At 34.8% G+C, this 14,607-nt stretch carries 12 protein-coding genes; 10 read left to right on the top strand and 2 right to left on the bottom strand.

All coding sequences use genetic code 11. The annotated features are described in order from the left end of the window. Positions 1-44: 44 nt before the first annotated feature. Positions 45-1,004 (bottom strand): Gfo/Idh/MocA family protein, encoded by a 960-nt coding sequence (locus NCE97_RS14560; RefSeq protein WP_353780016.1) that lies wholly within the window; start codon positions 1,002-1,004, stop codon positions 45-47. Positions 1,005-1,112: 108 nt separating this feature from the next. Here NCE97_RS14560 and NCE97_RS14555 point away from each other — a divergent pair, with 108 nt between their 5' ends. Beyond that, positions 1,113-1,754: a protein-L-isoaspartate(D-aspartate) O-methyltransferase gene (locus NCE97_RS14555; protein WP_353780015.1), complete on the top strand. Its 642-nt coding sequence runs from the start codon at positions 1,113-1,115 to the stop codon at positions 1,752-1,754. A gap of 1 nt (position 1,755) precedes the next feature. Here NCE97_RS14555 and NCE97_RS14550 read toward each other — a convergent pair whose 3' ends face one another. Then, on the bottom strand, positions 1,756-2,676 hold the full coding sequence (locus NCE97_RS14550) for a peptidoglycan DD-metalloendopeptidase family protein (protein ID WP_353780014.1): 921 nt from the start codon (positions 2,674-2,676) through the stop codon (positions 1,756-1,758). 293 nt (positions 2,677-2,969) lie between these two features. Between NCE97_RS14550 and NCE97_RS14545 the strand changes: the two genes are divergently transcribed. The 9 genes from NCE97_RS14545 (at position 2,970) to NCE97_RS14505 (ending at position 14,503) form a co-directional block, all read left to right on the top strand. Next, positions 2,970-5,306 carry a TolC family protein gene (locus tag NCE97_RS14545; protein ID WP_353780013.1) on the top strand — a complete coding sequence of 779 codons (2,337 nt, stop codon included), beginning with the start codon at positions 2,970-2,972 and terminating at the stop codon, positions 5,304-5,306. Positions 5,307-5,325: 19 nt separating this feature from the next. Continuing rightward, positions 5,326-6,411, top strand: a complete 1,086-nt coding sequence (locus NCE97_RS14540) for an efflux RND transporter periplasmic adaptor subunit (protein WP_353780012.1) — start codon at positions 5,326-5,328, stop codon at positions 6,409-6,411. Between the two features lie 20 nt (positions 6,412-6,431). Beyond that, positions 6,432-9,548 (top strand): efflux RND transporter permease subunit, encoded by a 3,117-nt coding sequence (locus NCE97_RS14535; RefSeq protein WP_353780011.1) that lies wholly within the window; start codon positions 6,432-6,434, stop codon positions 9,546-9,548. A 157-nt stretch (positions 9,549-9,705) separates the two neighbouring features. Next, complete coding sequence (locus NCE97_RS14530) at positions 9,706-10,347, top strand: DUF6515 family protein (RefSeq protein ID WP_353780010.1); 642 nt, start codon at positions 9,706-9,708, stop codon at positions 10,345-10,347. A gap of 37 nt (positions 10,348-10,384) precedes the next feature. Next, positions 10,385-11,110 carry a hypothetical protein gene (locus NCE97_RS14525; RefSeq protein WP_353780009.1) on the top strand — a complete coding sequence of 242 codons (726 nt, stop codon included), beginning with the start codon at positions 10,385-10,387 and terminating at the stop codon, positions 11,108-11,110. 213 nt (positions 11,111-11,323) lie between these two features. After that, a complete protein-coding gene (locus tag NCE97_RS14520) occupies positions 11,324-11,980 on the top strand; it encodes a hypothetical protein (RefSeq protein ID WP_353780008.1) in 657 nt (218 codons plus the stop codon). 153 nt (positions 11,981-12,133) lie between these two features. Continuing rightward, positions 12,134-13,159, top strand: a complete 1,026-nt coding sequence (locus NCE97_RS14515) for a sensor histidine kinase (protein WP_353780007.1) — start codon at positions 12,134-12,136, stop codon at positions 13,157-13,159. A 2-nt stretch (positions 13,160-13,161) separates the two neighbouring features. Then, positions 13,162-13,923 carry a LytR/AlgR family response regulator transcription factor gene (locus tag NCE97_RS14510; RefSeq protein WP_353780006.1) on the top strand — a complete coding sequence of 254 codons (762 nt, stop codon included), beginning with the start codon at positions 13,162-13,164 and terminating at the stop codon, positions 13,921-13,923. Between the two features lie 118 nt (positions 13,924-14,041). Continuing rightward, positions 14,042-14,503, top strand: a complete 462-nt coding sequence (locus NCE97_RS14505) for a hypothetical protein (protein WP_353780005.1) — start codon at positions 14,042-14,044, stop codon at positions 14,501-14,503. Positions 14,504-14,607: the final 104 nt, after the last annotated feature.

Raw genomic sequence — 14,607 nt, 5'->3', positions numbered from 1 at the left:
TGTTGGTTATTAATTTTATTAAGTATTTCCCATACTTATGGAAACTAGAATTGTTCTATAATCATAGAGGCTACACGCAGAGCTTCAGTACCATCATGTAATGTAACTATTGGCTTCGTATTGGTTTCTATAGCGTGAGCGAAAGTTTCTAGTTCGTCTAGTATGGCGTTGTTGTTTGAAATTTCAGGATTATCAAAATAGATTTGCTTTTTTACACCTTCTGCATTTTGAAGGATCATATCAAAGTCTCCTGGTTGCTCTGGAGCGTCTTTCATTTTTACGACTTCACATTTCTTTTCTAGGAAATCTACAGAGATGTAAGCATCTTTTTGAAAGAAACGTGTTTTGCGCATATTTTTTAATGAGATACGGCTTGCTGTAAGATTAGCAACACAACCGTTTTCAAACTCTATACGTGCGTTTGCAATATCTGGAGTATCACTGATTACAGAAACGCCACTTGCAGAAACTTGTTTTACTTTTGAATTGACTACACTAAGAATAATATCGATATCGTGTATCATTAAATCTAAAACTACGGGAACATCTGTACCACGTGGATTGAATTCTGCCAATCTGTGCGTTTCAATAAACATTGGGTTTTCAATCTTATCCTTTACTGCTGTAAAGGCTGGATTGAAACGCTCTACATGACCAACCTGACCTCTAAGGTTGTGCTCAGCCAATAATATTCTAATATGCTCTGCTTCTTCAACAGTATTGGTTATTGGCTTTTCTATAAAGATATGCTTGCCTTTAGCTATGGCTTGTTTGGCGCAATCGTAGTGTGATAATGTTGGAGTAACTATGTCGACCATATCGACTGCGTCTATCAAATCTTCGATGTTACTGAAATAGGTATATCCAAATTCATCAGAAACGCGTTTGGCGTTTTCTTCATCGGCATCATAGAAACCAACTAAATGGTATTTCTCGGATTGATTAAGAAGTCTAAGATGAATTTTTCCAAGGTGACCAGCACCAAGAACTCCTGCTCTGAGCATAGATTTTTGTTTTCAACAAAAATAGGATTTTTGACACAGAATTAATAGAAATAAATTTCCTTTTGCATTCGTGTTCTTTGTAGTATTTTTAAGCTCAAAAATTCAGCATTGGAAGATTCATTTAAACATAAAGGCTTACGCTCAAAATTAGTCGAAACTATAATTGCTAAGGGGATAAAAGACGAAAGAGTATTGAATGCCATTTCAAAAATCCCTAGACATTTATTTATGGATTCTGGTTTTTTGGATCATGCGTATCAGGATAAAGCATTTCCTATTGCTGCCGACCAAACAATTTCACAACCTTTTACTGTTGCATTTCAGAGTGAACTACTACAAGTGAAACCAGGAGATAAAATTTTAGAAATTGGTACAGGGAGTGGTTATCAAACTGCAGTTTTGCTAGAGTTGGGTGCTAAAGTCTATAGCATAGAACGCCAGCAAGAATTGTTTAAGAAGACATCTAAGTTTCTTCCAAAGCTAGGCTACAGAGCTAAGCGTCTCATTTTTGGTGATGGCTATAAAGGCTTGCCTGAAGATGCTCCATTCGATGGCATTATCGTTACTGCTGGTGCTCCTTTTGTTCCTAAGCCGCTTTTGGAACAATTAAAAGTAGGAGGTCGATTAGTGATTCCTGTTGGAGATAATGTACAGGTAATGACATTATTTACAAGAAAAGCTGAAAAGCGTTTCGAGAAGCAAGAGTTTGGAGATTTTAGGTTTGTGCCTTTGTTGGAGGACAAAAACTAAATTACAATTCTAGAACTAGCTTCTGACCAACCTTTAGAATAGAATTCCTTTTGATATAATTGGTTTTACAAATGCTGGAGATAGATACATTATTTCGTTTAGAAATTCTCGAAAGCGTATCGCCACGCTTTACCACATAAATCTTTTTCTGCTTTTTCAAACTGGCTAATGCTTCTTCTTCAGAAAGGAGTAGCTTTATTTTACTCTGACGTTTAGAGTTGTGGTAATGTGCTCTGGTCCATTTGCGTGTCACCCAAAGTTCTTTAGAGCGCACAGTATTCAAACTATCAAAAGAAAATAAATATTCAGGATTGATTGCAACACCTTTGTAGTTAACAACTAAATGTAGATGGCTGCCTCTTGCATTTCCTGAAGCACCACCTTTACCTAAATATTGTCCCTTTTTAATAGAGTCATTTTCCTTAACACCATATCTTGAAAGGTGTGCATACACAGTCTCTAAACCATTATAATGTCTCACAATAACCGTGCGACCATGACCACTGTTATATCTAGCAAAGCGTACCACACCATCAAACATAGCGAAGACACTATCTCCTGTAATAAGATCTATATCTATGCCTTTGTGTGCACGACCCCAACGCCATCCATAGCGAGATGTCACAACTTTATTTCGGCTAACTGGTGAAGCGTAGGTTGAGTCCTCAAACTTAATGGGTAATGGAAATGATACTGCAACTTTCTTGTATGGGTTATATACTGTGTTATCCCAATATTCTGAAGTAATATCTGGTATTTGTAAAGAATCTTCTTTAACTACAGGAAGCAAAACTTCTTCCTCTAAAGCGCCTTTTTTGTAAGACGACGTCAGCTTAATCTTTAATGCATCATCTGAGGGTAATTCTTGTGCACTAAGACCGAAGCAGATTATTAAACTTAATAAACTGATGAATGATTTCATATTTATAGCTATACCTGATGCCTAAATCATAAAAGAGCTTCAGGTCAAATTTTTTGATTGACGAATTTATATAAAATAACGTTGCTTTCTGTTAATGTATTGTTAGAGTTGTTAACAAAGAAATTACATGAAACAAAATCAGGATATTAGGTGTTGTAAAATGCTTAAATTCAGAAGAAAAACTTACATATATAATGAAATCATAGTTTATAAACAAGAAGAATAAACCATAAATAATACTTACTTTTATGATATTCAAGGAGTCTACTATTCAAGGCATATATTTTTTTAAAATGAGAAAACTACTAACCATTATACTATTTCTCAGTGTAATCTCTATGTATTCGCAACGTAAACAATACGACATAGGTATACTGTTAGATAATAGAACTGAAAAGCTAGAACCTTTATTGGATCAGTTGATGACCCAGATAAAGGCGGTCGTTGGAGAGGATGCTGATATTAACTTTCCTAGAAATAGTATTCTTACGAATAACTTTAATCTCGAACGTGCCAAACAAAACTATGAGACATTACTTAGTAATGAGACAGATATAATCCTAGCATTTGGCGTTGTTAATAGTAAGGTTGTTAGTAGTCAATCTAGTCATGTAAAACCAACAATTCTATTTGGTGCTGTAAACAAAGATTTTAATGTGTTAGATCTTTCCAAAGAAGTTTCAGGAATAGATAATTTCACCTTTTTGATTGAGTCTGAATCTTTTTTGGAAGACTTTCAGAAGTTTAAAGAATTAACCGAGTTTGATACAGTAGGAATTGTTATTGAAAAGCCTTTAGTTGATTTTCTACCATTACAGCAAGTATTTGACGATGAGTTTGAAATCTTGAACGCTAACTATAAAATTATTCCTTTTGACACATTACAAGATATTACATCTAACCTAGAAGGTATAGATGCGGTTTATATGGCTGGAGGATTCTTTTTATCGGATGATGAGATACGTTCTCTGGCTTCAACCTTTATAGAAAAGAAATTACCATCATTTACCAGCCTTAGTGTGGCACAAGTAAAAAATGGAATTATGGCGACACAACATTCTGACGAAAATTTTGAGCAATTTATTCGTCGTATAGCATTGTCTGTAGAAGGTTATATCAACGGAAAGCCACTTTCTGAAATGCCTGTATTTATAGATTATAATCAGAGACTCACGATTAACTTTAATGTGGCCGAACAGGTCAATGTTACTATTAAGTACAGTCTTATTAATGATACTGATTTTGTTGGTGATATTGAGAATGCCATCGCTAAGAAAACTTATAACCTTTTAGAAATTATTGATGAAGTCGTTAATGAAAACTTATCACTACAGTCAGATAGAAGAAGTGTTGATCTCAGTGAACAGGATGTAAAGTCTGCAAAGAGTAACTATTACCCAAGTGTTAATGCTAATGCCACTGGGACTTATATAGATCCTGATATAGCAGAGTTTAGTCAAGGGCAAAATCCTGAGTTCTCAACAGATGGAAGTATTACATTACAACAAACTGTTTTTTCTGAAGCAGCAAATGCCAATATTACAATTCAGAAGGAATTACTTAAAGCACAAGAAGAAACCTTTAATGCGTCACAACTCGATGCAATTTTTAGTGCTTCTAATGCCTATTTTACTGCTTTAATCTTGAAAGCAAATTTGCAGATTCAGTTGAGAAACTTAAATCTAACTAAGAAGAATTTACAGATTGCTGAGCAAAATTATGAAGCAGGAGAATCTGGCAAGTCCGACATGTTGCGTTTTCAAAGTGAATTGGCTCAGAATACACAGGCTATGATAGAAGCCGTAAACAATTTGGAGCAAAGCTTTCTATCCTTAAACCAATTATTGAATAATCCTTTAGATACTGAAATAGATATTGAGGATACCGAGCTTGGTAAAGGTGTTTTTGAACAGTACAATTATGATGAATTAACGACCTTACTAGATGATCCTAAGTTAAGAGAACCGTTTATTGCTTTCTTAGTTGAAGAAGCTAAGCAGAATGCTCCAGAACTGAAAGCATTAGGCTATAACCTTAATGCTACAGATAGGCAAATTAAGTTATATGGGACAGGTCGTTTTATCCCGACCATAGCTTTACAAGGACAGTACAATCGTAATTTTAGTCGCAGTGGTAAAGGAAGTGCACTGCCATTTCCAGGATATCCAAATGATAATTACAATGTTGCGGCTAGTTTATCCATTCCGATTTTTAATCAGAATACCAATAACATCAATAAGCAAATCGCTTTAATACAGAAAGATCAATTAGAAATCAATAAAGAAAACTCGGAGCTTGCTATTGATGCTAACATTAGGAGTGGCGTATTGAATTTAATCAATCAGATTTCTAATATAGAACTATCTCGAGTTTCGGAGTCTTCGGCAGAGGAAGCTTTAGACCTTACGCAAACATCTTATAGTTCCGGTGCAGTTACTGTAATTCAGTTAATAGATGCACAAAATAATTATCTCAATGCACAATTGGCAAGCATTAACGCTACATACAATTACTTAATCAATGCATTACAGTTAGAACGTTACTTAGGTTATTATTTCCTTTTGAATTCAGAAGCGGATAATACTGAGTTTAGACAACGCTTTTTAGAATTTATGAACAACAGAAATTAGGTTATTATACATTAATACAATGAAACACATATTCAAAACCATCAGTGTAGTACTAATAAGTTTACTCTTAGCGTCATGCTCAGAAAAAAAGGAGGAGACTAAGAAAGTTATCCGTCCAGTAAAGTATCATGAAGTAGGCTTTGTCGGTGCCGAAAAGATTAGAACATTTAGTGGTACAGCTCAGACCGAGAAAGTAATTAACCTAAGTTTTAGAAGCAGTGGAATTATTACTGTTTTTGATATGAAACTGGGACAACGCGTTACAAAGGGTGAATTACTATCTAAATTGGATAATGTTCAGGCACGTCTCAATTATCAAACAGCTGTGTCCTCAATGAATAGTGCAGAATCACAGATGAATACTGCAAAGCTAAGCTTAGATAGAGTGCGATCGCTGTTTGAAAAAGGAAGCACATCTCTTAGTGATTTCGAATCAGCTAAAAATGCTTTCAATACTGCAAAAGAAAGTTTTGAATCTTCAAAGCGAAGTGTCGCCATTCAACAAGAACAAGTAAGATTTGGCTATTTATATGCTCCTGAAGATGGTGTTATTGCTGCTATTTTTTCAGAAATAGATGAAAATGTTAGCCCTGGACAAAACATCGCAACGCTCAATGCAGGTACAGATATGGAGATTGTATTAGGTATTCCAGAAAGTGCAATCAATGGTGTTAAAGTAGGTATGGATGTGACAGTGGATTTCACATCAATTTCTAATGCATCTTTCAAGGGTAAAGTTTCTGAAGTCGCTCCAGCAGTAGACGCAAATACCGCGACCTATCCTGTTAGAATTACTGTAAACAATCCTACAGATGCTGTAAAAAGTGGTATGGCAGCCAATGTCTCTTTTGATTTTGGAGAGCAGGAGGTGAGTACCAAAAAAGCACTGGTAGTACCAACACATGCCGTAGGAGAAGATAGTAATGGCAATTTTGTGTTTTTAATTGAAGTAGCTGATGAGTCAGCGAAAGTTAAAAAGCAACAAGTGACAGTAGGTGATTTAACTTCAGATGGTTTTGAAATCACGTCTGGATTGTCAGCAGGACAAAAGATTGCAACAGCCGGATTACAAACATTATTAGATGGCCAAGAGGTGAAACTTTAATAAATCTAACAACCAACCAAATGAATTTAGCAAAGTTTTCCATTGATAAAAATCGTATCACCTTTATGGTGCTCATTACCATCATTCTTATGGGATTGGTAATGTATACAGGATTATCTAGAGATAGTATGCCTCCTTATACTGTACGTGTAGCTAGTGTGGTTTCTCAATTTCCTGGAGCGGGACCTGAGCGTGTAGAACAATTGGTCACTGATAAAATTGAAAAGGTAGCTCAAGAACTTCCAGAACTCAAGGAACTGAATAGTACATCTAGATCTGGCTTATCGGTTGTTAATGTAACACTCAAAGATGAGATAGCTCCTGAAAAAATGCAATCTGTTTGGGATCGTTTGCGAAGAAAGCTCAATACCATTGAGGGATTACCACAAGGCGTTACTCCCTCTTTGAATGACGATGGTGTAGGCGATGTGTATGGAATTGCCGTTGGTTTAACATCCGATGGATATTCCTATGCCGAGATGAAAACCTACGCAGATGACATTAAAGATGATTTCATAAAGTTACCAGATGCCGCCAAAGTTGAACTAGGCGGAGTCCAAGAGGAACGTGTCTTTATCGAGTTTGATAACTCGAGATTAAAGGAATATGGTTTATCAGCCTCTAAACTTCAACAAGCTATTTCTTCAACAAACATTCTGAATTCTGGAGGTCAAGTCAATATTGGTGATGAACGTATTATCCTTGAACCAACAGGAAATTTTAATTCAGTTGAAGATATCAAAAACATGCTGATTTCGGTAGGTTCAAGCAGCACCAGTCAGTTGATTAAGCTTGGAGATATTACCAGAGTTGAGAAAGGTTATATAGATCCACCAACTCAAAAAGTTCGTGTCAACGGCAAGGATGCGATCTCTATTCATGTAAACCTGAAGGAAAATTCTAATGTCATTGTACTAGGTGAAGATATAGACAGATTGGTAGAACAATGGAGAGAGCGTCTACCAGTTGGTTTAGAATTAACTAGAGTATCATCGATGGATACTTATATCGATTTGAAAGTGAGTGACTTTATTGTCAACTTACTTCAGGCAGTAGGTATCGTTTTATTGGTAATGTTAGTCTTTTTGGGCGTAAGAACAGGATTAGTGATTGCTAGTCTTATTCCTATAGTGACCATTATGACTTTAATGATTATGGGACTTATCGACATGGGACTCAATCAGGTTACACTAGCGGCTTTAATTATGGCTCTCGGAATGTTAGTCGATAATGCCATAGTAGTGGCTGAAACCATTATGGTGAAAATGGATCAAGGCATTGACAAAAAACAAGCAGCTATTGAAGCCTTTTCAGAATTATGGATGCCTTTATTGATTTCAACATTAACAACATCTGCAGCATTTTTGGCCTTTTATTTATCACCCACAACTATGGGTGATATTGTAGGACCAATATTTGTGGTTATTACCATAGCATTATTGTCGTCCTGGATTATTGCACTTACTGTGGTGACTATGTTTTGTTATTTGTTTTTGAAAGCAGTTCCGAAGGAAGAAGCTAAGGAGAGTTTTATAGATAGAATAATTAATAAGCTAAAGGGTTATTACAAGAACTTAATCTTGATGGCTTTATCTAATAAGTGGAAAGTCATCATCGGAATTTTTCTAATGTTCTTCATCTCATTATATGGGTTTACCAAAATACCTTTTGTCTTTTTCCCTGATAGTGATCGAAATATGATCACCATAGATATCAACCTACCAGAAGGAAATAAAATCGAAAGAACTGAAGAAGTTGTAAAGCAGGTTGAGCAATATATGGCAGATTCACTCCAGGTGAATAGCACCAGAACAGCAGGAGTTTCGGATTGGTCATCATACGTTGGTCAAGGACCAGAGTCGTATGATCTTGGCTATAATCCTGATGAAGCAAATTCTAACTATGCGCATATTCTTGTAAACACATCGTCTTTTATTGAAAATAATAGACTGATAGCAAAAATTGACAACTATACCTACAACAATTTTCCTAATGCAGATATTAAAGTAGGGTCTCTAGCTTCAGGAGGAGGCGGTACACCAATTGAAATCAAAATCTCTGGAAGTAATCCAGATGAGCTTTCAAGGATATCTGAAGTGGTGAAGCTTAGGTTATCTTCAATCACGGGAACAAAAAACGTTAAAGACGATTGGGGACCAAAAAGTAAAAAACTACTCATTGAGATTGATCAAAATAGAGCGCAAACCGCTGGTGTTACTAGTCAGGATATTGCAACATCGCTTCAAACAGTTTTGGATGGATTTCAAACAGGAGAATATAGAGAAGATGATAAATCTATTCCTATTCTTATGCGTGGCGATAGCAACCAGCAGCAGTCATTAGCTTCATTAGAAACATTGAATGTGTATTCACAGAATACAGGAAAAAGTATTCCTTTATTGCAAGTAGCACGAATTGTTCCGCAATGGCAGTATGCAAAGATCAAACGCTTTGATCTTCGCAGGACTATCAACGTTACCAGTGAACTAAGAGCAGATGGAAATGCATCAGCCATAACCAATGAGATTACGCCGTGGTTAGATGAACAAAAGCAAAACTGGCCACAAGGCTATGATTACGAATTTGGAGGTGATGCAAAGCAATCTGCTGAAAGTATGGGCTCAGTTATTGGTTACTTACCTATTTCCGCTTTCGTAATTGTATTGTTATTAATTATTCAGTTCAATTCCTTCAGAAAAATGAGTATGGTTGTACTGACAATTCCCCTAGGTATTATAGGTGTTGTAGTAGGTCTATTAGTCTTTAATGAAGCATTTGGATTTATGCCATTTTTAGGATTAATATCCTTAGCAGGGATTGTGATTAATAACGCCATAGTCCTTATAGATAGGATGGAAATTGAACAGCGTGATCTTGGCAGAAATGAACAAGATGCAGTCATCGCTGCATGTTTACAAAGATTCCGACCAATTCTTTTAGCAACGTTTACAACGGTACTAGGATTAATTCCACTATACCTTTCTGGAGGCGAAATGTGGGAAGGTATGGCTATAGGAATTATGGTAGGATTATTATTCGGTACCATAATTACATTACTATTCATACCATCATTGTACAGTGCGTTGTTTAAAGTAAGTTATAAGGATTATACCTTTAATGAAGAATTGCTAGAATAATTGTAATAGTATTTTAGGTTTCCAATCATTTCACATTTCGAAAAAGTTACTTCAAGTCTGTTTTTAGACGCTTCACCTTAATGCCCAAAATTTGAGGCTAAAGGTGCTCATACATTTGTATAGAAATTGAAAACGAACACAATTAAATACAGAAATTATGAGAACTACAAAGCAAATTATCGGAACCGGACTTCTAATAATGACCTTTTTATTATCCTATAATGTTCAAGGTCAAAGGAGAACTAACAACTCTAATAGAATTGTTAAAACAGAGCGAACAGTGTCTAATGATAGAGTAAAAACAAATCATCATAGACACAATGATCGTTACAGAACTCAACCTATAAGAAGAAGCCCTCATTATAGATACCCAAGACATCGTAGAGTCATTAGAACCTTACCGGTAAATCATGTGAGAATTGTGTACAGAGGGATGCCATATTTTTATTATTCAGGAATCTATTATACCTCTTATGGAGATGAATACATAGTAGTGTTACCTCCTAGAGGATTCAGAATCTCTGTGCTGCCAGTTGGTCATGTACGAATAGTAGTCGGACCTACAGTATACTTTTACCATTCAGGTATCTATTATGTAGAATCTACAGAAACTAATGTAGAAGAAGAAGGAAAGTATGAAGTCACTCAACCTCCAGTTGGAACTGTTGTGACTGAAATCCATGAAGATTCTGAAGAAGTAAGTGTAGATGGTAAAACGTATTATGAGTATAACGATGTGTTATACAAGAAAAGAATTGATAATGAGGGAGATATAACCTATGAAGTCGTGTATAACTAGTCTTAATTTATTAACTTAGAAAAAATCTATAATCACAATGAAACATTCACTTAAATTATTATTGATTGTATTTAGTTTTAGTCTTACGGTAAATGCTCAAAACACTAAAGAGGCTATTCAAAATACCAAGCAAATTGTAGAAGGAAAGAAAATGCTAGAGCGAGATGTAAAAGAACTCGAAGCTTTTAAAGCTAAATTGGTATTGTTTAATAAAGCTTACGATTCTAAAGATGCAAACAAGCTCAATGCGCTTAAGGCCGATATCGTGTCGGATATGGTTCGAGAAGTAGAGCAGAGTGGGGTTAAAGCTAAAAAAGCCAGAAAGGAAATCGCACAAAGTTCTGCTGAAGTACGCTCAGATCGTAGAGAGATAAGACGCAACAGAGACGATTCCAAGAATGGCCGTTTTGACAGAAATGATGACAAGCGAGACATGGCAAGAGATAGAGCAAACAAACGAGACGATAAAAGAGACCGTAGAGATGACGTAAGAGATTTTGAACAACAAATTGCCAGAGCTGAACGCCAAGGAGAAATCTTAAAAACTTTGAAAGTATACAATTTTGCTTTTGATAATGAAGACGAAGCCATCGCAAAGAAAAAACTAGTTTTAGATTTTGTAAACACAATGAAGCAAGATATAGAAGCTACAAAGCGAGAATTGGCAGAAGATAATAGGGAGCGTAAAGAAGATCGTAGAGAGCGAAGAGATGATAGAAACGAGCGTAATGAAAAAGACGTAAAGAAGCGTAGACGATTTTAATATATTCTCCATTCATAAAAGCCTCTTACATTATAAGTAAGAGGTTTTTTTATACCCTTTAGTGTCCTGTTTTTTTTAGCCAAATCACTTCACTTACCCAGAAAGACACTTCACATTTAGTTTTGGTTGTTTCACTTGTTTTTCAATGGTTTAGAGATGCTCATGAGGGTACATTTGTATAAGGAATTTAACTAATAATTAAATATTGAAATCATGAAAAGTATAAGTAAAATTTTAGGAACATTGAGTTTAGTAACATTTGTTTTTAGCTGTTCGTCAGTAAAGGTTACAGACTCTTGGAAAGACACAGAAACCATAGACATAAAAGATAAAGTAGTTATGGTTGTAAGCAGAACACAAGATGACGTTGTTAGAAAGCAATTCGAATCGGACATAGTTCACAATCTCGAAAAGAATAACATTACTTCTATAGAGAGCCATAAACTATTTCCGCTCATCAACGAGAAGAAGGAGTTAAGCGACAAAGAACTAAAAAGCTTGAAGAAAGAACTAAAAGAACAAGACATTGAGATCGTTGTGATGACCTCAGTAAAAGATGTTCAAAGCTTTGAGAGAACAGTTACTCAGACTACAGATTACAACGTCTATACATACCCAGTTGTATATAGAAGAGGCTATAGGAGAGGATTTGTAGGGTATTATAATTCTATATATGTCAATTCAGATCCTGTGAGTACAGTAACATCTACTGGTAAGAAATATATTCTAGAAACAGTAACCTATGATTTAACCTTGCCAGAGGAAGAACAATTAACATCGGTAATTACATCTGTAATTGATAATCCAGAGTCTGTTGGAACTACTTCAAAAGATTTCTCAAAAAAATTGGTAAAAGAGTTAGTTAAATAATTCGTTTTTTGATTGGTTGATTGAAAACTGTCGGGAGCGTAAATGTTCCTGGCAGTTTTTTCTCTTAAGTAATCATAAACAACTTTACTCTAAAATAAATTGATTATTTTGTATATCACTATTATAAATAAAAGCAAACCAACCTTTTTCAATTTGGCGACAAAGAAAACAAATCAGTCACTAATATTAGGTATAGCCCTGTTAGTGTCTTTTTTAATTAATCTGCCTAGGGTTTTAGCCCTCTTGAATGTAGTAGATTCTTTAGGAAGTTCTATAAACAGTGCCAATATACCAGATGTAGTATTTAGGTTTGTTTTTCTAGGCGTTTTTGCGTGGTTTGTATTGTTGTTTAATCTTAATAGCAAGAAGAGATACGCTCGCTTTTCTAAGCTAGAAAGAACAGTTATAAGTGTTGTAGTAAATGCGGTTTTACTTTTTATCGCAGTGACCATGTTTCCTGTCGTATATGAAGCTATCATTGGAAACTCGCTTACAAGACAAGAACTCAATATAGCATACTTTGTTTATATAGTAGTGCTCATAATTCTAATTTTTATATCCAGAATTCTCAACTATCAAATAATTCACCAACAAGATGTTGTTGAAAAAGAAACGCTTAAACAAGAGAGTCTTAAAAATGAACTAGAAGCCTTAAAAAACCAGGTGAATCCCCACTTCTTATTTAACTCCCTTAACTCCCTTAATGCTCTTATCAGAGATAACAAACAAGCTACAACCTTTGTTAATAAGCTATCGTTCATGTATCGTTACATTCTACAAAGTGGGACTAATGATCTCGTAAGTTTGAAAGAAGAGCTGAAGTTTCTAGAAAGCTATATTTATCTCATTGAAACCCGATACAGAGAACGATTCAGTATAGACATCTCAATTGACGACAAATGGATGCAAGAAGAGATTCCTGCAATGTCGCTACAATTATTGGTCGAAAATGCAGTAAAACACAATGAAATTTCTGAATCCAATCCGTTATCAGTAAGCGTGTATTCAGATGAAGACGGTATTGTAGTCAAAAACAAAATAAAACCCAGAAAAACCTTTGTAGACAGCACGGGAAATGGGCTAGTAAATTTAAATAAGCGTTTCAAAATGCTTAAAAAAATGAATATTAGTATAAGCAATAATGATGAATTGTTTATAGTTAAATTACCTTTGAATTAGTTATGAAAGTAGTCATAGTAGAAGATGAAATAACCGCAAGTGAGAATTTAAAATACTTATTAGACAGTATAGATTCTAATATTGAAGTATTAACGGTTCTAGATTCTGTTAGAGCATCAATAGAATACTTTTCTAAACCTATTGAAGCCGAACTGGTTTTTATGGACATTCATTTGGCGGATGGCATTTCGTTCGAAATCTTTGATAAAGTCCGTATAGATGCACCTATCATATTTACTACAGCTTACGATCAATATGCTATAAAGGCATTCAAAGTGAACAGTGTCGATTACATATTAAAACCCATTGAAGAAGAAGAGCTGGGTAATGCTATAGATAAGTTCAAAAATATGACGCCTACAAAAGCCAAAGGCAATGTAGAAATAGATAGTCTCATAGAACTGCTTAATGCCAATAAGAAGACGTACAAAAGCACTTATTTAGTGCATCATAGAGATGAGCTGCTTCCAGTGAAGTCAGACGACTTCGCCTATTTCTATATTGATACTAGCATCGTGAAAGGCGTTACAAACACTAATAAAACATATATAATTGATAAAAAGTTAGAAGATATTGAAAGCGAATTAGATCCTGCTAAGTTTCATCGCTTCAATAGGCAGTTCATTATTAATAAGAATGCCATAGCAAACGTAAAATTCTACTTTAATGGCAAACTAGTCATTAATGTTAATCCTCCATTTGAAGATAGAATAGTAGTGAGTAAAGCTAAAGCCACAGAAATAAAGAATTGGATAAACTCTTAAAAGTTCACATTAAGTATTAGTTACTTCACATTTAGTTTTGGTCACTTCGCCTAAGTTGGTTCGTTTTTCATTGTATACCTAAAGTACTTTTGGTGTATAATTTAAAAACAGAGAAATCATGAAAACTTTAAAATCACTATTAGTAATTGTTTGTGGATTAACAATGATGAACGTTAATTCACAAGACTTCACACAAAAACAACTTGAAATACAAAAGAATAAAGTTGAAATCTTGACCATGGAAGAGCAATGGGATATCCAAATATGGTTCTTTCAGGAAGTAGAAAAAATGAATCTTTCCGAAGAAGAATCAACTCAGTATAGCTCAACGCTTCTTATGTATACATCGCGAATGAAACGATTAGACGATTTGGATAAAGATTATACTTATGAAGAAATTTTGGTAGAAATGGAAAGCCTCTTCAACAAAATGAATTCTAGAGTAAGTACATTTCTATCTGATGAGTCCTACGAGCAGCATTTAGAAACCATGGAAACCCTTCACACTTATATCTTAAAAAAGATGCAACGAGAAGACTATTTAGAAAAGGTTTCAACTCAAGTGCAGTCGTCTAAGTAATTTATTGAACTAAAAGTTATACGTTTTGAGTAAAGTTTTATCGGCAGTATAGCCTAGTGATATATTTATGTTAAAACACTATTATATAACGTATTAAAGCCTTA

It is taken from the genome of Winogradskyella sp. 3972H.M.0a.05 (assembly GCF_040493455.1).
Taxonomy (GTDB): Bacteria; Bacteroidota; Bacteroidia; order Flavobacteriales; family Flavobacteriaceae; genus Microcosmobacter.
Note: the sequence above shows the minus strand (reverse complement) of the source record. Positions and strands in the feature narration are given on the sequence as shown.